The organism is Streptomyces sp. R818 (assembly GCF_056172735.1).
Map to the genome: position 1 here is coordinate 437723 of NZ_JAOCNE010000012.1, position 20384 is coordinate 458106.

Annotated in this window: 21 protein-coding genes; 12 read left to right on the forward strand and 9 right to left on the reverse strand. The window is 69.8% G+C overall.

The annotated features are described in order from the left end of the window. Nucleotides 1-155 precede the first annotated feature (155 nt). The 4 genes from dnaK to N5I75_RS28405 are packed head-to-tail and all read left to right on the forward strand — an operon-like array spanning nt 156 to nt 4407. Complete coding sequence (dnaK, locus tag N5I75_RS28390; RefSeq protein WP_476681948.1) at nt 156-2018, forward strand: molecular chaperone DnaK; 1863 nt, start codon at nt 156-158, stop codon at nt 2016-2018. Then, a complete protein-coding gene (grpE, locus tag N5I75_RS28395) occupies nt 2018-2698 on the forward strand; it encodes a nucleotide exchange factor GrpE (RefSeq protein ID WP_476681950.1) in 681 nt (226 codons plus the stop codon). Before dnaK ends, grpE begins: the two co-directional genes overlap by 1 nt. Before the next feature lie 60 nt (nt 2699-2758). Then, entirely contained in the window at nt 2759-3949 is a 1191-nt protein-coding gene (dnaJ, locus tag N5I75_RS28400; RefSeq protein ID WP_476681952.1) for a molecular chaperone DnaJ, read from the forward strand. Between the two features lie 5 nt (nt 3950-3954). Further along, nucleotides 3955-4407 carry a heat shock protein transcriptional repressor HspR gene (locus N5I75_RS28405; protein ID WP_476681954.1) on the forward strand — a complete coding sequence of 151 codons (453 nt, stop codon included), beginning with the start codon at nt 3955-3957 and terminating at the stop codon, nt 4405-4407. Nucleotides 4408-4596: 189 nt separating this feature from the next. Here N5I75_RS28405 and N5I75_RS28410 read toward each other — a convergent pair whose 3' ends face one another. The 3 genes from N5I75_RS28410 to N5I75_RS28420 all read right to left on the reverse strand — a co-directional run bounded on the left by N5I75_RS28410 (nt 4597) and on the right by N5I75_RS28420 (nt 8422). Continuing rightward, nucleotides 4597-6543: a fibronectin type III domain-containing protein gene (locus N5I75_RS28410; protein WP_476681956.1), complete on the reverse strand. Its 1947-nt coding sequence runs from the start codon at nt 6541-6543 to the stop codon at nt 4597-4599. Nucleotides 6544-6641: 98 nt separating this feature from the next. After that, nucleotides 6642-8168 (reverse strand): DUF2207 family protein, encoded by a 1527-nt coding sequence (locus tag N5I75_RS28415; RefSeq protein WP_476681958.1) that lies wholly within the window; start codon nt 8166-8168, stop codon nt 6642-6644. Then, nucleotides 8165-8422, reverse strand: coding sequence for a DUF2207 domain-containing protein (locus N5I75_RS28420; RefSeq protein WP_476681960.1), 258 nt, complete (start codon nt 8420-8422; stop codon nt 8165-8167). The genes N5I75_RS28415 and N5I75_RS28420 overlap by 4 nt, the downstream gene beginning before the upstream one ends. 105 nt (nt 8423-8527) lie before the next feature. Here N5I75_RS28420 and N5I75_RS28425 point away from each other — a divergent pair, with 105 nt between their 5' ends. Then, nucleotides 8528-9046: a GNAT family N-acetyltransferase gene (locus N5I75_RS28425; protein ID WP_476681962.1), complete on the forward strand. Its 519-nt coding sequence runs from the start codon at nt 8528-8530 to the stop codon at nt 9044-9046. Between the two features lie 5 nt (nt 9047-9051). Here N5I75_RS28425 and N5I75_RS28430 read toward each other — a convergent pair whose 3' ends face one another. Genes N5I75_RS28430 through N5I75_RS28440 form a run of 3 tightly spaced genes read right to left on the reverse strand, consistent with a single transcriptional unit; the run spans nt 9052 to nt 10282 of the window. Then, nucleotides 9052-9240, reverse strand: coding sequence for a DUF397 domain-containing protein (locus N5I75_RS28430; RefSeq protein ID WP_476681964.1), 189 nt, complete (start codon nt 9238-9240; stop codon nt 9052-9054). Further along, the gene (locus N5I75_RS28435) at nt 9237-9437 is read right to left on the reverse strand and encodes a DUF397 domain-containing protein (RefSeq protein ID WP_476681966.1); all 201 of its coding nucleotides are present in this window, start codon (nt 9435-9437) and stop codon (nt 9237-9239) included. The genes N5I75_RS28430 and N5I75_RS28435 overlap by 4 nt, the downstream gene beginning before the upstream one ends. Next, complete coding sequence (locus N5I75_RS28440; RefSeq protein WP_476681968.1) at nt 9434-10282, reverse strand: helix-turn-helix domain-containing protein; 849 nt, start codon at nt 10280-10282, stop codon at nt 9434-9436. Before N5I75_RS28440 ends, N5I75_RS28435 begins: the two co-directional genes overlap by 4 nt. A 134-nt stretch (nt 10283-10416) precedes the next feature. Between N5I75_RS28440 and N5I75_RS28445 the strand changes: the two genes are divergently transcribed. From N5I75_RS28445 to N5I75_RS28465, 5 genes are all read left to right on the forward strand, one after another. Next, nucleotides 10417-10959 (forward strand): ATP-binding protein, encoded by a 543-nt coding sequence (locus N5I75_RS28445; RefSeq protein ID WP_476681970.1) that lies wholly within the window; start codon nt 10417-10419, stop codon nt 10957-10959. A gap of 146 nt (nt 10960-11105) precedes the next feature. Continuing rightward, nucleotides 11106-11972, forward strand: a complete 867-nt coding sequence (locus N5I75_RS28450) for a helix-turn-helix domain-containing protein (protein WP_476681972.1) — start codon at nt 11106-11108, stop codon at nt 11970-11972. 71 nt (nt 11973-12043) lie between these two features. Then, nucleotides 12044-12391 (forward strand): hypothetical protein, encoded by a 348-nt coding sequence (locus N5I75_RS28455; RefSeq protein ID WP_476681974.1) that lies wholly within the window; start codon nt 12044-12046, stop codon nt 12389-12391. Nucleotides 12392-12678: 287 nt separating this feature from the next. Further along, nucleotides 12679-13071 (forward strand): nuclear transport factor 2 family protein, encoded by a 393-nt coding sequence (locus tag N5I75_RS28460; RefSeq protein WP_476681976.1) that lies wholly within the window; start codon nt 12679-12681, stop codon nt 13069-13071. 215 nt (nt 13072-13286) lie between these two features. Then, nucleotides 13287-14396, forward strand: coding sequence for a sugar ABC transporter substrate-binding protein (locus tag N5I75_RS28465; RefSeq protein ID WP_476681978.1), 1110 nt, complete (start codon nt 13287-13289; stop codon nt 14394-14396). Nucleotides 14397-14467: 71 nt separating this feature from the next. Here the strand turns inward: N5I75_RS28465 and N5I75_RS28470 are convergent, their stop codons facing one another. Beyond that, nucleotides 14468-15454, reverse strand: a complete 987-nt coding sequence (locus tag N5I75_RS28470; protein WP_476681980.1) for a helix-turn-helix transcriptional regulator — start codon at nt 15452-15454, stop codon at nt 14468-14470. After that, on the reverse strand, nt 15451-16428 hold the full coding sequence (locus N5I75_RS28475) for a helix-turn-helix transcriptional regulator (RefSeq protein WP_476681982.1): 978 nt from the start codon (nt 16426-16428) through the stop codon (nt 15451-15453). The genes N5I75_RS28470 and N5I75_RS28475 overlap by 4 nt, the downstream gene beginning before the upstream one ends. A 344-nt stretch (nt 16429-16772) precedes the next feature. Here N5I75_RS28475 and N5I75_RS28480 point away from each other — a divergent pair, with 344 nt between their 5' ends. Continuing rightward, on the forward strand, nt 16773-17117 hold the full coding sequence (locus N5I75_RS28480; RefSeq protein WP_476681984.1) for a hypothetical protein: 345 nt from the start codon (nt 16773-16775) through the stop codon (nt 17115-17117). Between the two features lie 124 nt (nt 17118-17241). On the opposite strand, the gene N5I75_RS28485 is transcribed toward N5I75_RS28480, so the two are convergent. Next, nucleotides 17242-17667, reverse strand: a complete 426-nt coding sequence (locus N5I75_RS28485; protein WP_476681986.1) for a pyridoxamine 5'-phosphate oxidase family protein — start codon at nt 17665-17667, stop codon at nt 17242-17244. A 107-nt stretch (nt 17668-17774) separates the two neighbouring features. Here N5I75_RS28485 and clpB point away from each other — a divergent pair, with 107 nt between their 5' ends. After that, the gene (clpB, locus tag N5I75_RS28490; RefSeq protein WP_476682357.1) at nt 17775-20375 is read left to right on the forward strand and encodes an ATP-dependent chaperone ClpB; all 2601 of its coding nucleotides are present in this window, start codon (nt 17775-17777) and stop codon (nt 20373-20375) included. The last annotated feature ends 9 nt before the right edge of the window (nt 20376-20384 follow it).

The window sequence follows — 20384 nt, forward strand, 5'->3', positions numbered from 1 at the left end:
TCCGCAGAGGCGCTGGTCAGAGGCGGTGTGACACAAGGTTGCCGATAAGGGTGGGATAAAAGTTGAGCGGACCTGGCTCATGTCTGTTGACGGGGAGGGGGGTGGTGTTGCAGTCTTGAGTCAGTTCCACTCAAGTATCAGCTGGAGGAATCGAAATGGCACGTGCGGTCGGCATCGACCTGGGCACGACTAACTCCGTCGTCAGCGTTCTGGAAGGCGGCGAGCCCACCGTCATCACCAACGCCGAGGGCGCCAGGACCACGCCGTCCGTCGTCGCCTTCGCCAAGAACGGTGAGGTGCTCGTCGGCGAGGTCGCCAAGCGCCAGGCGGTCACGAACGTCGACAGGACGGTCCGTTCGGTCAAGCGCCACATGGGCACTGACTGGAAGATCAACCTGGACGGCAAGGACTTCAACCCGCAGCAGATGAGCGCCTTCATCCTGCAGAAGCTGAAGCGCGACGCGGAGTCCTACCTGGGCGAGAAGGTGACCGACGCGGTCATCACCGTCCCGGCGTACTTCAACGACTCGGAGCGCCAGGCCACCAAGGAGGCCGGCGAGATCGCGGGCCTGAACGTCCTGCGCATCGTCAACGAGCCGACGGCCGCCGCCCTCGCGTACGGCCTCGACAAGGACGACCAGACGATCCTCGTCTTCGACCTCGGTGGCGGCACCTTCGACGTGTCCCTCCTGGAGATCGGCGACGGCGTCGTCGAGGTGAAGGCCACCAACGGCGACAACCACCTCGGTGGTGACGACTGGGACCAGCGCGTCGTCGACTACCTGGTCAAGCAGTTCAACAACGGCCACGGCGTGGACCTCGCCAAGGACAAGATGGCGCTCCAGCGTCTGCGCGAGGCCGCCGAGAAGGCGAAGATCGAGCTCTCGTCCTCGACCGAGACCACGATCAACCTGCCCTACATCACGGCCTCCGCCGAGGGCCCGCTGCACCTGGACGAGAAGCTCACGCGCGCCCAGTTCCAGCAGCTCACGTCCGACCTCCTGGAGCGCTGCAAGACGCCGTTCCACAACGTCATCAAGGACGCGGGCATCCAGCTCTCCGAGATCGACCACGTCGTTCTCGTCGGTGGCTCCACCCGTATGCCCGCCGTCGCCGAGCTCGTCAAGGAGCTGACCGGCGGCAAGGAGGCCAACAAGGGTGTGAACCCGGACGAGGTCGTCGCCATCGGCGCCTCGCTCCAGGCCGGTGTCCTCAAGGGTGAGGTCAAGGACGTCCTGCTCCTCGACGTGACCCCGCTGTCCCTCGGCATCGAGACCAAGGGCGGCATCATGACGAAGCTCATCGAGCGGAACACGACGATCCCGACCAAGCGCTCGGAGATCTTCACCACCGCCGAGGACAACCAGCCCTCCGTGCAGATCCAGGTCTACCAGGGCGAGCGCGAGATCGCGGCGTACAACAAGAAGCTCGGGATGTTCGAGCTGACCGGTCTGCCGCCGGCCCCGCGCGGTGTCCCGCAGATCGAGGTCTCCTTCGACATCGACGCCAACGGCATCATGCACGTGACCGCGAAGGACCTCGGCACGGGCAAGGAGCAGAAGATGACCGTCACCGGTGGCTCCTCGCTGCCGAAGGACGAGGTCAACCGGATGCGCGAAGAGGCCGAGAAGTACGCGGAGGAGGACCACGCCCGCCGCGAGGCCGCCGAGTCGCGCAACCAGGGCGAGCAGCTCGTCTACCAGACGGAGAAGTTCCTCACGGACAACGCGGACAAGGTCCCCGGTGACGTGAAGACCGAGGTCGAGACCGCCGTCGCCGAGCTGAAGGAGAAGCTCAAGGGCGAGGACACGGCCGAGATCCGCACGGCCACCGAGAAGGTCGCCGCCGTCTCGCAGAAGCTCGGCCAGGCCATGTACGCCGACGCGCAGGCCGCGCAGGGCGGTGCCGAGGGCGCCGCTCCGGGCGCCGAGGGCGGCCCGAACATGTCCAAGGACGACGACGTGGTCGACGCCGAGATCGTCGACGACGAGAAGGACCAGAAGGGTGGCGCCGCCTGATGACGGAGGAGACCCCGGGCACCGGCGAGAACGCCGAACAGCCTGACGTCCCCTCCGGCGCCACCGACGACGCCGCGCCGAAGTCCGCCGAGCCCTCCGCGCAGGAGGGCCCGGCGGCCCCGGCAGGGGACGCGAGCAAGGCATCCGCGCAGGATGTGGCCGTCACGGCCCAGCTGGACCAGGCCCGCTCCGCGCTCGGCGAGCGCACCGCGGACCTCCAGCGCCTGCAGGCCGAGTACCAGAACTACCGGCGCCGTGTGGAGCGGGACCGCGTCACGGTCAAGGAGATCGCCGTCGCGAACCTCCTGTCCGAGCTGCTGCCCGTCCTCGACGACGTGGGCCGCGCCCGTGAGCACGGCGAACTGGTCGGCGGGTTCAAGTCCGTCGCCGAGTCGCTGGAGACGGTCGTCGCCAAGCTGGGCCTCCAGCAGTTCGGCAAGGAGGGCGAGCCCTTCGACCCGACGATCCACGAGGCCCTGATGCACAGCTACGCGCCGGACGTCACCGAGACGACCTGCGTGGCGATCCTGCAGCCGGGCTACCGGATCGGCGAGCGCACCATCCGCCCCGCGCGGGTGGCCGTGGCCGAGCCGCAGCCGGGCTCGTCCGGCGGCTCCGAGACGGCCGACGCCCCCGAGGCGGACGCCGAGAAGGAGACCGGTGGCCCGGACGAGGGCTGACGTGATCCGCGAAGCAAGTGCAGCACGTACTGATGTGAGTGAGGAGGGACGTCGAGGCCGATGAGTACCAAGGACTTCATCGAGAAGGACTACTACAAGGTCCTCGGCGTCCCCAAGGACGCCACCGACGCCGAGATCAAGAAGGCGTACCGCAAGCTCGCCCGGGAGAACCACCCCGACGCCAACAAGGGCAACGAGAAGGCGGAGGAGCGCTTCAAGGAGATCTCCGAGGCGAACGACGTCCTCGGGGACCCCAAGAAGCGCAAGGAGTACGACGAGGCGCGCACCCTGTTCGGCAACGGCGGATTCCGTCCGGGGCCGGGCGCCGGCGGTGGCGGATCGTTCAACTTCGACCTGGGCGACCTCTTCGGCGGCGGCGCCCAGGGCCAGGGCGGCTCCGGCGGTTTCGGCGGCGGCATCGGCGACGTCTTCGGCGGCCTGTTCAACCGGGGCGGCGGCGGTGCGGGCACCCGCACCCAGCCGCGCCGGGGCCAGGACATCGAGTCCGAGGTGTCGCTGAGCTTCACCGAGGCGGTGGACGGCGCGACGGTTCCGCTGCGCATGTCGTCCCAGTCCCCCTGCAAGGCGTGCTCCGGCACCGGCGACAAGAACGGCACGCCCCGCGTGTGCCCGACCTGCGTCGGCACCGGGCAGGTCTCGCGGGGCGGCGGTGGCGGCTTCTCCCTCACCGACCCGTGCGTGGACTGCAAGGGGCGCGGCCTCATCGCCGAGACCCCCTGCGAGGTCTGCAAGGGATCGGGCCGCGCCAAGTCCTCCCGCACGATGCAGGTCCGCATCCCCGCCGGGGTCTCCGACGGCCAGCGCATCCGCCTCCGCGGCAAGGGCGCGCCGGGCGAGCGGGGCGGCCCCGCGGGCGACCTCTACGTGGTCGTCCACGTCGCCGCGCACCCCGTCTTCGGCCGCAAGGGCGACAACCTCACGGTGACCGTGCCCGTCACGTTCACCGAGGCGACGCTCGGCGGCGAGGTCAAGGTGCCGACCCTCGGCGGCCCCGCCGTCACCCTGAAGCTGCCCGCGGGCACGCCGAACGGGCGGACGATGCGGGCCCGCGGCAAGGGCGCCGTCCGCAAGGACGGCACGCGCGGGGACCTCCTGGTGACGGTCGAGGTGGCCGTCCCCCAGGAGCAGGACCTTTCCGACGAGGCCCGCTCGGCCCTCGAGTCGTTCCGCAAGGCGACTGAGGAGACCGATGTGCGGGCAGAACTGTTCCAGGCCGCGAAGGGAGCTTGAGCGAGATGGACGGCCGGCGTCGCAGCAACCCGTACGAACTCACCGAAGAGACACCGGTGTACGTCATCTCGGTGGCGGCCCAGCTTTCCGGCCTCCACCCGCAGACGCTGCGCCAGTACGACCGTCTCGGCCTGGTCTCCCCCGGCCGCACGGCCGGGCGCGGCCGCCGCTACTCGGCCCGCGACATCGAACTGCTGCGCACCGTCCAGCAGTTGTCGCAGGACGAGGGCATCAACCTCGCCGGTATCAAGCGCATCATCGAGCTGGAGAACCAGGTCGCCGCGCTCCAGTCCCGGGTGGCGGAACTCTCCGCCGCGGTGGACGGCGCGGCGGCGGCCATGCAGCAGCGCGAGGCGGCGGTCCACGCCTCGTACCGCCGCGACCTGGTCCCGTACCAGGAGGTCCAGCAGACCAGCGCGCTGGTGGTGTGGCGGCCCAAGCGGTCGCAGGAGCAGTAGCGCTCCGCTCGGAACAGTGAAAGGGGCCCGGAGTCGAGAACCGACTCCGGGCCCCTTTCGCGCGTTCCACCGGATGCGGGCCGTTTCCCAGGCATGGGGTGGATGCGTGGGGGCACTCGGCGGTGGGAGAGCGAGGGGCGGCCCGGCGCGCGAGCGAATTGCGCCGGGCCGCATCGCGTGGGTCGGGCGTCAGCCGACCTTGAAGTCGATCTGCTCGGGCCACCCGTAGCGGCCGTACGCGTCGGCCACCTCGACGACCACGCTGTACGTACCGATCGAGGACGGTCGCCACGTCAGCGTGGGCTCCGTCGAGGTCCGTACGAACCCGCCCGGGCCCACGACCCGCCAGCGGTAGCCGCCCGCGACATGTCCCGGCTGCGGCGTCGGTGTCGCCGTGACGGTGACGTTCTGCCCGTATCCGTGGCCGACGCAGTCGTTGGTGGTGCACTCCGTGAACGGGGCGGACAGGGACAGCGTCGGCGCTGCCATGACGTCCGGCGTGGCCGGGGTGAGGCGGTCGACGGCGCCGATGGCGGACGGAGCGGTTTCGATGCCGCCGTAGTCGACACCGGAGACGTAGTACCAGGACTTTCCGGCGGGCGCCGTGGTGTCGTCGAAGACCAGGGAGGTGTGCTGACCGTCGAGGAGCGTCCAGGCGCCGTTGGGGTCCGTACGCCGGTACACGCGGTAGGCCTGGTGCTCTCCCACGGACCACGACAAGCGCGTGGCGCTGTCCTTGGGCGTGACGGTCACATCGGTCGGTGCCGCCACCGGCGAAGCCTTCGGGCGGGTCGCCGAGACCGTCTCCGAGACCGGGGAGATGTTCCCGGCCGCGTCGATCGCGTAGACCCGGTACGAGGTGGGGACGCCGATGGCGGCCGAGTCGTCGAGGTAGGACGTGCCGAGGACGAGGCGCGGGCCGGACGGGTCGGGGCCCTCGGGGGTCGAGACCCAGACCTCGTAGTGCGCGGTGTCGGGCGAACTCGTCTCCCAGCGCAGGTTGGTGCCCGCCGTGGTGGCCTCCGCCGTGACGCCCTGGACCCGGGCGGGCGGGGTCTCGTCGGGGACGCCGGTGTCGGCGCTCGCGGACGGCGCGGACACGTTGCCCGCCGCGTCGCGGGCGACGACCTGGTAGTACCAGCGGCGCGTCGTCTCGAACGACGGCGTGTCGCGGAAGGACGTGTCGTCCAGCCACCCGGACACGGCGGCGTACGAGCCGTCGGCGGTGGCCGAACGCAGCACGCGGTACGAGGTGGCGCCCGCGGCGGCTCCCCACTGCACCCGGACGCCGCCCTCGACGCGGGTCGCCGTCAGCCCGGCGGGGACGCTCGGCGCGGTCTTGTCGACGCTGGTCACGGCCTGCTCGGCGGTGGCGCCGGAGAGGTTGCGGGCCTTGTCGACGGCGCGGACGCGGTAGTACCAGCGGCCTCCGTCGGCGGGCGGACTGTCGGTGTAGGAGGTGCCGGTCACGGTGCCGCTGATGTTCGTCCAGGCGGTGGCGGAGGCGGCGCGCCGGTAGACGCGGTACCCGCCGAGATCCATCTCGACGTTCTTCGCCCAGCGCACCGTCGTCCTCGCAGTGCTCGTGCTGTACGAGGCGGTCGGCTCGGCGGGCGTGCGCGGCGCGGTCTTGTCGACGGAGGCCGAGGTGCGGGGCGTGTAGCCGAACTTGACGTTGGCGTACCCGGTCCAGTTGACGTAGTTGACGCGCAGGGTGTGCCTGCCCGCCGGGATGGTGAGGTTGACGGTCCTGCTCTGGGTCGCGGACACGTCCTTCCACACGTCGATCTTCAGCACGCCGTCGACGTACACCCGGATCCCGTCACGGGTGGCCGCGCTGAACGTGAAGGGTCCGCCCGAGCCGAAGTCCCGGGTCACGGTCCAGCGCACGCCGAACTTGTTGGCGGGCAGCCCGGCGGCCGGGGCGCCGGTGCGCCAGTTCTGGTCGATCAGCGAGTCGCAGTCCGTCCTCTTCGGCGTGCCGGAGAACGTGGTGTTGGCGAAGAGCTCCCGCTTGAAGACGGGGGAGGCGCACGTGGGCGTCGCGGCGTCGGCGGCCGGGGCGGTGGCGCACAGCAGGGCGCCGGTGGTGGCGGCCACGAGGGCGGCGGCGCCGATGGGTCTGGCGGGTGTCATGACGATCAAGACACGTGAGGGGCGGGTGGGGTTGTACGGCTCGGCCTCAGAGCCGGGGCGGGGCGGGGCGGAGCCAGGCGTCGGCCCCGCCCCGAGCCTCACCAGGAGCCGCCGCCTCCTCCGCCCGTGCCGCCGCCGACGCCGCCGCCTCCGGAGCCTCCGCCGCTGGAGCTGCCACCGGAGCCGCTGGGGGACGGGGCGCTGGCGGAGGCGGTGACCGCGGCGACGAGGCTCACCGCGAGGGCCGGGCCGAGCCAGGAGAGGGTGGCCGAGCGGGCGCCTCTGCCGGTGGGCGGGGCTGTCGTGGTGTCGGCGATGGAGCGTTCCCAGCGCTCGGCCACGCCGAGGGCCACCGCCCACGCCGTGAGCTGCTCCAGCCGCTCGGCGTCCTCGGCCGCCTCCGGGGGCGCCTCGGCGAGCCAGTCCCGGAACGATTCCAGCTCGGCGCGCAGGGCCGCGCCCCGGCCGGTGCGGGACTTCAGCTCCCACCCGTACAGGCGCAGCGCCAGACCCGTCCCGCCGAGTACCGCGCCCGCCGCCACGACGGGCCGGCCGGCCTCGTTGACCCAACTGATGAGCCCGCTGCCGACGATGGCGGTGAGGAAACCGCTCAGCGTCGCCCAGAACCCCGCCCGCGCGGCGAGGCGCGCGCGCCGTTCGGCTGCCGGGTCCCAGAGATCGCTGGTGCGCTGCCACTCGGTGAGCCGGGCGGCGAGGGACTCCCAGGCGGATTTGAAGAACGGGTCGTAGACCCCCAGGACGAACTCCCGGCGCCCGCCCGCGAACATGTCGTCGAGCACCGCCGTGGTGTCCGCGTCCGGCACCCCCGCGCGGCCCGGGGTGCGTTGCAGCGTGGGGAACTGTCCGCTGCCCGTCACCTTGATGTGCCTGCGGGCCGCCACGCCGAGCAGCCATGCCGCCTGGATGTGCGGCTCGACGCGTTCGGTGAGGATCATGCCGCCCTGCTCCGGGGTCAGCCCGTCGGGCGGCGTCCCCTCGGCGGTCGGCTGCTTCAGGCCGGTGGCCCGGCGGTCCCGCCCGAGCAGACGCAGCGGGACGATGGCCAGCAGGCCGCAGCCCAGCGCGATCCCGGCCACGGTCAGACCCGTCCGGAACGGGTTCGGGGCCGGTTCGGCGTCGGGCCGCGCGCCCGCGGGCGGGGTGGGCCGGACCGGCTTGACGACATCACTCACGGACCGTGCGTCCATGGCGCCGTAGAACGTGACCCCGCGCCCGGACTCGATCTTCCCGAAGCGGGCGATGAGGTGACCGGGGGTGGGCTGGTCCACGTAGGACTGCCCGGCCCGGCAAGCCTGGGTCGACCCGGTGCTGCCCTGAACACACCGGGACCCGAACCACCGGTTCGCCCCCGCCACATGGACCTCCACCTCGTGCAGGTCGACCTGCCATCCCGTGCCGACCGCGTCCCAGGCGAGATCGCCCTTCTCGTTGACGACGTCCGGCAGCGGATACGTGATCCGGTACCGGTGCAGGCCGTGGACCGTCCGGTCCGCGTCGCCGATCCGGATGCTCCGGTCCGACGTTTCGCCGTACGTCAGCTCGTACGGGACCTGGTGGCCGTCCATCGTGACGCTGACCTCGTCATCCTCGACGTCGTACGTCAAGCCGGGGATAGCCGGTAGATACCGTGCTTCCCCTCCACCGGGTACCCGAAGTCGTAGTCGATCACCTCGGTGACGCGGGCGCTGTCGTCCTTGGCCACCTGCGCGCTCACCCACATCCTGGTGATCCGCTCGTTGGTGGCCATGGCCCCCGCCAGCCAGGTGACAGCGCCGAGCACCAGCACGCAGACCACCAGCCCGACGCCATTGCGCACTCTGCGCCGCCGCGTGCCCGTCTTCTTGTTCTTGCCGCTCAAGTCGCCCCCCCGGGTTTCTCTCGGTACGGGGCCACTGCAGCACACTTCACAGGAGTGGGAGAAGGGGCGCGAGGGGCGAGGGGTGAGTGATGCAGGATGGATGCCATGACCGAGATCCGCACCCCCCGGCTCCTGCTGCGCCGCTGGTCGCCCGACGACGACCTCGCGCCCCTCGCCGACATCCAGGCCGACCCGGCCGTCATGCAGTACATCGGCGACGGCGCCCCGCGCTCCCTCGACGAGACCGCCGACGACATCGAGCGCTGGGAGGACGAGTGGGACGACGAGGGCTTCGGCGTCTTCGCCGTCGAACTCCTCGGTTCCGGTGAGCTGGCCGGCGCGGTCGGCCTGTACGTTCCCGTCGCCCCGCCGCAGATCGCCGGCCACATCGGCGTCCAGTGGCGGCTCGGCCGTCAGTTCTGGGGCCAGGGGTATGCCTCGGAGGCGGCGCAGGCGTCGTTGGAGTTCGCCCTCCAGGACCGCGGCATCGACCGCGTGGTCGCGGCCGTGGCCGACGGCGACACGTCATCGCCGAAGGTGCTGGAGAAACTGGGCCTGACCCGGACCGGCGAGGCGGATGGCTTCCGCCTGTACGCGATCGACCTCACGGAGTTCGAGGGCTGACCCCCTCAGCGGGCGGCTCCGCCGAGGAACGCGGACCAGGTCTTCGGGGTGACGGTGAGGTGGGCGCGGCCCGGGTTCTTGGAGTCGCGGATCAGGGTCGCGCCGGGGGTGTGGGCGACCTCTACGCAGTCACCCTCGCTACCGTTGCTGCTGTAGCTGCTCTTACGCCAGTCGGCTGGCCGCTCCCGGGTCACAGCTGCCTCAGGAAGCGGGTCCAGGCAGCGCCTCCCACGATCAGGTGGGGGAGCGCCGGATCCTTGGAGTCGCGGATGTGGGTGGTGCCGAGAGTACGGGCGATCTCTACGCAGTCCGGGTCGCTACCGCCGCTGCTGTAGCTGCTTTTGAACCAGGCCAGTTCGGGCACGCTCCCGGCGAGGGTCTCGCGGTTCATAGTTCTCCCAGCGCTTGCTCGATGAAGGCCCGTGACTCTCCTGGTGGAAGAGCCTGAGCCCGGATGATGCCACACCGTAGTTCGATGATTCGGAGTTGCTTCGGGTCGGAGACAGGACGCCCACTGAAGAGCCTCACTCCGCGTCCGAGGGCTGATCCGTCCTTGAACTTCAGCACCTCCATTTCGCCGTCCATACCGGCGTGGTCCGCACTGTCCGTGGGCATCACTTGAATCTCCACGTGGGGCAACGCGCCCAGCTCCAGCAGGCGTTCGAGCTGGCTACGCAGCACCATCTTCCCGCCGATCGGCCTTCGCAGCGTCACCTCCTCCTGAACGAAGCTGAGGTTCGGTGCCGGGTCGCGTTCGAAGATGGCCTGGCGTGCCACTCGTGCGGCCACCCCTCGCTCGATCCGCTCCTGGGGGAGAGCCGGGCGCCACATAGAGATGAGCGCATGCGTGTACTCCCGTGTCTGCAGTAGCCCATGCGGATAGTGCTCTGAATACGCCGTCAGCTCGACGGCCTTGGCCTCAACTTCGGCAATGTCCCGCACCTTCTTCGGGTACCGGAGCTTGGCCGCGTCCTCTTTCATTTTCTTGATGTGGCCGCCTGCCTCAAGGACGTCGTCCGCCTTGTCGAGGTATTCGGCCCGGGGAATCCGGGTCCCGGCCTCGACCTTGTAGACGATCCCCTCCCCGTACCCCATCGCCGCTCCGAGTTCGGACACCTTGAGGTCGGCGGCCTCCCGCCAGGCCCGCAACTGGCGCCCGATCAGCGCCATGACGGCCGCGCCCTCCTCGTCGCCCGGCTCGACCTCCCAGCCGTCACCCTCCGTCGTCTCACTCATCCCGCGCTCCTCCCGACCGTCGTCAACGTCCGGCCTCGTACTCCGTGTACAGCCCTGGACAAACGCTGGACAGTAGCTATACGTGACCGCCATGTCACAGGTGAGCGTACGGGCGCGCGGCCACGCTGAGTGATGTGAACTCCGAAATCACCGAACTTCCCCGCACCAGGCGCCACTTCCACATCCAGCTGTCCCCCACGCCACGCGGAGCCCGCCTCGCACGCCTCCTCGCCGTGGAACAACTCCGCACCTGGGGCCTGCCCCTGGACCTCGACACGGCCGCACTGGTCATCGCCGAACTCGCCACGAACGCCGCCACCCACGGTCGCCTCCCCGGCCGGGACTTCCGCCTCAGCGTCTACGTGGCTGAACGCACCCTGCGGATCGAAGTGGCCGATGCCCGGGGCGACCGAACCCCCGAGCCGCAACACACGTCCCCCACATCGGAATCCGGCCGGGGCCTCATGCTCGTAGCCGCGCTCGCCAACCGCTGGGGCGTCACCGGCACCCCCGCCGAAGCGCCCCGCAAAACCGTCTGGGCCGAGCTCGACCTCGTAGCACCGGCGCCCGGAAACCCGTACGCCGGTGGCGTGGACGACAACCCCAAAGGAACGACTGAGGGGGAAAGGATCCAGGCCAAACCCCACCCCTCCCTCCGCCGCGACACGGACGGGTGAAGGTCGCCAACTCGGCTTGCGCGCGCGCCCTTTGCGCCCCCTACGTTGGCGCACGGCACACATAACCCAAGACATGTGACGGCCCCCGCCGGGACTGGCATCCCATTCGCGAGGGCCTCACCACACAGGAAGCTTCCACCTTCCCTATGGATACGCAGCAGACTAACGCGCGCTCGAACACCCGGGCCCGGACTTCACCCGAAGACCCCCGACAGGGCTACGGCATCGTTCATGAGAACACCCGCCACCACACCCGTTTCACGGTGATCGGCAACCACCTCGCCCAGCACCGCAGCCTCTCCGGCCTGGCGATCGGGCTCGCCGTGTACATCCAGTCCCTCCCGGCAGGGTCCCGCGCGGACGTCAGGTCGCTCGCCGCCCGCTTCCCGGAGGGCACGACGCGGATCGCGGGGGCACTGCGTGAGCTGGAGGAACACGGTTACCTGCGGCGCGAACGCCGACGCACCTCCGACGGCCGGGTCCGCACCCGTACGGTCTCCTGCAACCAGCCGGGCAGCACGGCCAGCGCGGAGCCACCGCCAAAGCCGAGGCCGAAACCGAAGCAGCCCCGGCCCCTCGCCGTCCCGCACCCGGAGCTGACGCCAGTCCCCGGCATCCTCCAGGCCGCCACCGACCTCCTCACCGGCCTGCACCGCGCCGACCCCCGCCTCGCCCTCTCCGCCCGCGACACGGACCGCCTGGCCCCCGGCGTCGTCGCCTGGCTGGAACGCGACCTGGAGCCCGGCGCCGTACGCCACGCCCTGACCCGGGACCTGCCACAGGACCGCCCGATCCGCAGCCCGGCGGCGCTCCTGGCCCACCGCCTGACGGCCCAACTCCCGCCCAGGCCACCGTCGTACCACCGGCTCACGCCCCCACCACCGGTCCGCCACCCCCTCCGCAACTGCGACACCTGCGACCACGCCTACCGGGGCCCGGACCCCCACCACTGCCCCGGCTGCCGCCCCACCGTCGGCACCGCCGCCTTCCCGGAGGAGAACGGCCCGACATGACAAGACTTCGTCGTACCGCTTCAGCGGCAGCTCTCCCGATACTCTGGTCGAGGTACTCCCGGGAGGACACGATGAGCACTGCCGCTCCTGACGGACACGAGCTGATCCCGCGCCCCGAGAAGACCCCGGACGCCCTGCGTGCGGCGCTCGCGGTCGTGGCGCCTGCGAGGCTGACGGAGATGCAGGAGCAGAAGGACGCGGCGTTCGCCTCAGCCGTGGAGTGGCAGTCGCTCAGCCCGGTGCAGAGCTGGGTGCTGACGTGGGCCAGGAACATCGAGATCGCCCGGCGTCCTGAACTGGCGGCCCGCTATGAGCGTGCCGAGCGGCTCCTGGAGGATGAAGACCCGGATGTCGCGCGCGAGACGTTGCGTGAACTGAGCACGGTTCTGGACGAGGCCCTGCGGGCGGTCCGGGAGTGAGCTGGGCCTGGGAGTACGTCTTCGGCGCGGTGGAGGCGGCTCGTACGGCCCCGCCGGCATGTTCACCTGCCAAGTGGTCGTCCGCAGTGAGCGTGTCTTCATCGTGCAGATCACCCACCTGGGCTTCTGACCGTTCGCGGGTCTCGCGGCGGCTGCCATTACCTGGCACGTAATCGACCCCGTCACCCCCTCCCGGCACCCTGAAGTCACCGGAACCCGGGCGGCGCACTCCGTTCGGGCTCCGGGTTCTCGTAGTGAGTGACACGGACTTCAGGAGGACGGACGCCATGAGCACCGCCGCGCAGGAGAACACGTACGAGACCGCCGTCGCCCGGTACTTCGACGCCTGGAACGCCACGGGAGCGGATGCGGTGCGCAAAGCCGTCGCCGTCGCCTGGAGCGACGGCGGGACCTACACCGACCCGCTGGCCGATGTCGCGGGGCACGACGGGATCGCCGCCGTGATCGAGGGCGCGCACGCGCAGTTCCCGGGGTTCGTGTTCCGGCCGCTCGGGGCGGTCGACGGGCATCACGGGGTCGCCCGGTTCGGGTGGGAGCTGGTGTCGGAGGCGGACGGGTCGGCACCCGTCGCCGGGTTCGACGTCATCACCCTCGACGAGGACGGGCGCATCCGGAACGTCCACGGGTTCCTCGACCGCGTACCGCCCGCCCAGGCCTGATCGCAACCGGCCGATATCTGACGGCAAGGGTGTTACCGCCGGGTACACATGTCCGGTATTCGATGTATCTGGCTTCATGTGGGGAAGTAACGGATGCGGTTTCGTTGCGGTGTTGCTTCACCTCTTGACGTGATGTGGGCGGCCGAGTTGGCTTCGAGCCACCTCGGCCGCACCGGTGCGGCCACGTCAGGGAGGTATCCGTAATGAACACGCGTATGCGATGCGCCGGCCTCGCCGGTGTCGCATCCGTCCTAGTGGTCTCGCTCACGGCCTGCGGTGGTGTGCTGCCCGGCGGGGACAGCGACAGCAGTGAACCCGTACGCAAGGGCAACGATGTCAAGATCGGCCTGCTTCTTCCGGAGAAGGAGACCGCGCGCTACGAGAAGTTCGACTACCCGAACATCAAGCGACAGATCGCGAAGCTCACCGACGGCGAGGGGGAACTGGTCTACGCCAATGCGGAGCAGGACGCAGACCTGCAGAACCGCCAGGTGGACGAGATGATCGCCAAGAAGGTGGACACGCTGATCGTCGACGCCGTCGACGCGAAGACGATCACCGCCGCCGTGCAGCGGGCCAAGGACGCGGGTGTCCATGTCATCGCCTACGATCGGCTCGCCCAGGGTCCGGTCGACGCGTACGTCGGCTTCGACAACGGGCTCGTCGGCCAGACCCAGGGCAAGGAGCTCATCCAGGCCCTCGGCTCGAAGGCCGACAAGAACACCAAGATCGTCATGATCAACGGTTCGCCGACCGACCCGAACGCCCTCGACTTCAAGGAAGCGGCGCGTGCGGAGCTGGCGGACGCGGTGACCATAGCCAAGTCCTACGACACGGTCGCCTGGAAGCCGCAGAACGCCAAGGCCAACATGGAACAGGCCATCGCCTCCATCGGCGCCTCCAACATCGCCGGGGTCTACTCGGCCAACGACGGCATGGCGGGCGGTATCGTCGCCGCGCTCCAGGAGGCCGGTGTCACGAAGATGCCGCCGATCACCGGTCAGGACGCGGAACTCGCCGCTGTGCAGCGCATTCTGACGGGCGATCAGTACATGAGCGTCTACAAGCCGTACCCGGAGGAGGCGGCGACGGCCGCCGAGATGGCCGTACGGGTCGCGCAGGGCCGCACCATCGAGTTCGAGGCGCTCGCGATGGACCGGACGGACAGTCCCACGACGAAGCAGGTCCGCACGGCGAGTGTGAGTGTCGTCGCGCTGAAGCGGGACAACATCAAGCAGACCGTCGTGAAGGACGGCATCCTCAAGATCAAGGACATCTGCACGGCCAAGTACGCGGCGGCGTGCGCGGAGGCGGGGCTGAAGTAGCCCCCCGCCGAGTGACAAGGTGCACCGGCCCCCACCCGGTCACCCGTCACCCGTAACCCGGCACCCTTTCGTCAGCGGTCCTGCGTCAGGATGCCCGACTCGCCGATCAGATAGCCCAGCTGGGCCCGGCTCTCGCTCCCCAGCGTCGCCGCGAGCTTCGCGATGTGCAGCCGTACCGTCCGGATGTTCACGCCGAGGCGCTCCGCGATCACCGCGTCCGTGTGGCCCTCCACCAGCAGCCCGGCGATGGTGCGCTGACGGCTGGGCACGCCGCCCGACGAGGTGACCGGCTGCGGCCCCGTCGGATACAGGGGGGTCGCAAGCCGCCAGAGCCGCTCGAACGTCGTGACGAGGTACGTGATGAGCGCCGGGTGGCGGATCTCCAGGGCCACCGTGCGGTCGGGGTTGGCCGGGATGAAGGCCACGGTGCGGTCGAGGAGGATGAGGCGCTCGGTCACCTCGTCGAGCGTGCGGACCTCGACGTCACCCTCCAGGCGCTCGAAATGCGCCGCGACGGCTGGATCGTGGCGCGCCGTGTGCTGGTAGAGCGTACGCATCCGGCCACCGCGGCCGAGCAGCTCCTGCTCCCGCGAGAGCACGCCGTCGAGCACGTCCGGGGAGCGGAAACCGCCCGGCTGGACCGTGAGCAGTTCGTGCGAGGAGGCGTCCGTCGCCCGCGCGATCGCCTCGTTGATCCGGGTGAGGCTCAGCAGCACGGTGATCATGGGACTCTCGGGGACCGACGCGCGCTGTGCCTCGAGGGCGATGAGCGGCTGGAAGGCGTCCGCCAGCTTCACCTCGCGTTCGCGCTGGTACGCGATCTCCGCCTCGATGCCGCGCAGCAGGCCCGGCAGTGCGACCGAGGGCGAGACGGGTCTGAACCACTGTCCGTTGGCCCGGTCCGGGCGCACGAGACGGTACTCCAGCAGGCAGGGCACGCGCTCGGCCTGTTCCTTGGAGACGCGTCCCTCGCGCAGGGCCAGGGCGTAGAGCGCCGAGCCCTCCGCGCACAGCTCCTCGGGTCCGTGGTGGTGACCGCCGCCGTGAGGCTGTCTCACGAGTCCTGCTCCAGCATTCCGGACTGCGCTATGAGATAGCCGAGCTGGGCCCGGCTGCCGCTGCCGAGCGCCGCCGCGATCTTCGCGATGTGCGCCCGGCAGGTACGTACGTTCATCCCCAGGCGGCGCGCTATCGCCTCGTCCACATGGCCCTCGACGAGCAGCTTGGCGATCGAGCGCTGGACGCCGGTGATCCCTTCGAGGGTGGCCTCGTACTGGATCTCCTCCTCCAGCGGGGTGCCATGGCGCCAGAGATGCTCGAAGACGTTGATCAGGTACTGGACCAGGCCGGGATGGCGCAGCTCAAGGGCCATGCTGTTGCCGGCCTGCGCGGGGATGAACGCCACGTCGTGATCGACGATGATGAGCCTTTCGATCAGCTCCTCCAATGTCCGGATCTCGACCCTGGCCCCTGCCATCTTGTCCATGTACGCGAACGTGTTCTGGCTGTACCGGACGGTGTGCTGGTAGAGGGTACGCATGGAGATGCCGCGCTCTATCAGCGGCTTGCTGCGCTCCAGCGCTTCGCTGAGGAGGTGTTCCGAACGGCCGCCGCCGGGCTGCACTGTGAGGACTTCGTGCCGGCTCTCGGCGATCCCCTTGTCGAGCGCCGCGTTGATCCGGCTCACTCCTTCGAGGACGGTGATCGCGTGCGTGATGGGCGGCATCTGGGCACTGATGCTCATGAACGGCTGAAAGGCCGCCGTGAGTTCGGTCGACAGGGAGCGCTTCTCCTGGATCTCCCGCTCGATAGGCTGCAACCGCTCGGAGAGCACCACCGAAGGGGGAACCGGCCGTAGCCAGTTCGCGTCGTCGGGATCCGGGTGGAGGAGCGCGAATTCCAGCAGGCAGGGCGCGGCATCGGCGTCGCTCCGTGCGATGCGGCCCGCGCCGAGCGCGCTGGCGTAAAGACGTTCCCCTTCGGCGCACAGCTCAGTGACTGGGTGAGGATGTGTCGGTTTTGTGTGCTTCATGGGTAAATCTCCACCCCCCAGGGTCCTGAACGTGCAGGAACATGATGCATCGCTTCTGTGGTTTCCATGTGCCTGAATGAGTCATCGTCTTGTGGTGCGGGGGAGAAGAAGCCATCAGGTAAGGACGAAGCCGACATGAGTAAGAGAATGCTTCGCTCAGTGCTTGGCGCGGCGGTCGTCGCTGTTGCGCTCGGCACTGCGAGCACCGTCAGCACTGCCAGCACTGCTGCTGTGCCCGGGGACGTCGCCTGGGGCTCTGCTCAGTTCGGGACCCACAGTCAGGCGACGGTCAACGGTGACGTGGCCTGGGGCCTCGTCGCAGACCCGGCGGCGGACGTGACCAAATGATCACCCCACCCGACGACAGATCCCTCCGTCGTGAGATGGCGATCGCCTACCGCTCAGGCTGGCACACGATCGACCTCGTGACGGCGATCCCGAACCCGGGTGACTCGCTCATGGTCACCCTGTTCGGGGAGCCGATCATCGTGGTGCGGGACGACGACGACGATCTCCGGGCGTACCGGTGTCTGCGTCGTCCGCGCGGCGCCCCACAGCCGGTGCGGACGGTCGTCCGGTACGGGATGATCTTCGTCAACCTCGATCAGCGTGATCACCAGCTGGTCGGGGACGCGGGGTCCGAGACCCCGCACACCAGTACCACCTCTGCCACCCCCCGCAGTGCCTGACGCGATTCCCCCGTCGTAGTAGATCGCGCAGGTGCTTCCCCCCGCAGCGGCGTCACCGTGGACCTGAACACGGTGGCGCCGCTGCAGTTTTGTGTACGGACACGTGTACGTACGCCGTGCCGGGCTACTCGTCGAAGACCGCGTTGCCCGTGCCCCGGTCCACCGCGATCTCGATGACCACCCGCGTCGGGTTGGGACGCGGCGGATGGTTGTACCGCTCCGCGTAGCGCGCCTCGGCGTCCGCGACCGAGGCCGGGTCCGTGCGGACGGTCGCCGCGCCCTCCAGCGTGGTCCAGCGCCGGCCGTCGACCTGGCAGACCGCGACGCGCGCCCGAGCCGAGGGAGGTGCCGCCAGGATGTGCGCGACCTTCCAGCTCTTCTTGTCCGTGATGACGCGGGCCACCCGCTCCCCGGCGTCGTACGTCACGCCCACCGGTACGACATGCGGCGTGCCGTCCGCGCGCAGGGTCGTCAGCGTGCACAGGTGCCTCTCCCGCCAGAAGCTGAGGAAGGAGGCGCCGGGAGCGTCGAGGTCGATCTGCTTGGCCATGACCAGGAACTTACCGTCGGCGCAAGCTTGAGCGGAATAGACTCAACTTTGTGTACGCTGAATAGGTCAGAGTTGCCCGTGACATGGAGGAGAAGGAGAACAGTTACGTGGACGCCGAGCTGACGAACCGGAGCCGCGACGCGATCAACGCGGCCACGAGCCGGGCCGTGTCCGGGGGGCACCCGGATCTGACCCCGGCCCACTTGCTGCTCGCCCTGCTCGAAGGGCAGGACAACGAGAACATCACTGATCTGCTGGCCGCCGTCGACGCCGACCAGGCGCAGGTCAGGGCGGGCGCCGAGCGCGTCCTCGGGGCGCTGCCCAGCGTCACCGGGTCGACCGTCGCGCCGCCGCAGCCCAACCGCGACCTGCTCGCCGTCGTCGCCGACGCCGACGAGCGGGCCAAGGAGCTGGGCGACGAGTTCCTCTCCACCGAGCACCTGCTCATCGGCATCGCCGCGAAGGGCGGTCCCGCGGGTGACGTACTGGCGGAGAATGGGGCCAGTGCCAAGAAGCTGTCCGAGGCGTTCACGAAGAGCAGGGGAGGGCGCCGGGTGACGACACCCGACCCCGAGGGTTCTTACAAGGCCCTGGAGAAGTTCGGTACCGATTTCACCGCCGCCGCGCGCGAGGGACGGCTCGACCCCGTCATCGGGCGCGACCAGGAGATTCGCAGGGTCGTGCAGGTCCTGTCCCGGCGCACCAAGAACAACCCCGTGCTCATCGGTGAGCCCGGCGTCGGCAAGACCGCCGTCGTCGAGGGCCTCGCCCAGCGCATCGTGAAGGGGGACGTGCCCGAGTCGCTCAAGGACAAGCGGCTCGTCTCGCTCGACCTCGGCGCGATGGTCGCGGGTGCGAAGTACCGCGGTGAGTTCGAGGAGCGCCTGAAGACCGTCCTCTCCGAGATCAAGGAGAGCGACGGGCAGATCATCACGTTCATCGACGAGCTGCACACCGTCGTCGGCGCGGGCGCGGGCGGCGACTCCGCCATGGACGCGGGCAACATGCTGAAGCCCATGCTGGCCCGCGGCGAACTCCGCATGGTCGGCGCCACGACCCTCGACGAGTACCGCGAGCGCATCGAGAAGGACCCGGCCCTGGAGCGCCGCTTCCAGCAGGTGCTCGTCGCCGAGCCGAGCGTCGAGGACTCCATCGCGATCCTGCGCGGGCTCAAGGGGCGGTACGAGGCGCACCACAAGGTGCAGATCGCGGACAGCGCGCTCGTCGCCGCCGCGACCCTCTCCGACCGGTACATCACCTCCCGCTTCCTGCCCGACAAGGCCATCGACCTCGTCGACGAGTCCGCGTCCCGGCTCCGTATGGAGATCGACTCCTCGCCGGTCGAGATCGACGAGCTCCAGCGCGCCGTCGACCGCCTCAAGATGGAAGAACTGGCCATCGGCAAGGAGACCGACCCGGCCAGCAGGCAGCGCCTGGAGAAGCTGCGGCGCGACCTCGCCGACAAGGAGGAGGAACTGCGCGGCCTCACCGCCCGCTGGGAGAAGGAGAAGCAGTCCCTCAACCGGGTCGGTGAGCTGAAGGAGAAGCTCGACGAGCTGCGCGGCCAGGCCGAGCGGGCCCAGCGCGACGGCGACTTCGACACGGCCAGCAAGCTGCTCTACGGCGAGATCCCGTCCCTGGAGCGCGACCTCGAAGCGGCCTCCGAGGCCGAGGAGGAGGTCGCCAAGGACACCATGGTCAAGGAAGAGGTCGGCCCGGACGACATCGCCGACGTGGTCGCCTCCTGGACCGGCATCCCGGCGGGCCGCCTGCTCGAGGGCGAGACGCAGAAGCTGCTCCGCATGGAGGAGGAGCTGGGCAAGCGCCTCATCGGCCAGACGGAGGCGGTACAGGCGGTCTCGGACGCCGTCCGCCGCACCCGCGCGGGCATCGCCGACCCGGACCGTCCGACCGGCTCGTTCCTCTTCCTCGGCCCGACCGGTGTCGGCAAGACGGAGCTGGCCAAGGCGCTCGCGGACTTCCTCTTCGACGACGAGCGGGCCATGATCCGCATCGACATGAGCGAGTACGGCGAGAAGCACAGCGTCGCCCGTCTCGTCGGCGCGCCCCCCGGCTACGTCGGCTACGAGGAGGGCGGCCAGCTCACGGAGGCGGTGCGCCGCCGCCCGTACTCGGTGGTCCTCCTCGACGAGGTCGAGAAGGCGCACCCCGAGGTCTTCGACATCCTGCTCCAGGTGCTCGACGACGGCCGGCTCACCGACGGCCAGGGCCGCACGGTCGACTTCCGGAACACGATCCTCGTCCTGACGTCGAACCTGGGCAGCCAGTACCTGGTGGACCCGCTGACGACGGCCGAGGAGAAGAAGGAGCAGGTCCTGGAGGTCGTCCGGAGCTCCTTCAAGCCGGAGTTCCTGAACCGGCTCGACGACCTGGTGGTCTTCTCGGCCCTGGACAAGGACGAACTGCGCCGCATCGCCAAGCTGCAGCTCGACCGCCTGGCCAAGCGCCTCGCCGACCGCCGCCTCACCCTCGACGTCAGCGACGCCGCCCTCACCTGGCTCGCCGACGAGGGCAACGACCCGGCCTACGGCGCACGTCCGCTCCGCCGCCTCGTCCAGTCCGCGATCGGCGACCGCCTGGCGAAGGAGATCCTCTCGGGCGAGGTCAAGGACGGCGACACGGTCAGGGTGGACACGTTCGAAGAGGGCCTGATCGTCGGCCCGGCGACGATGGAGAAGACTCTGTAGTGAACCCCG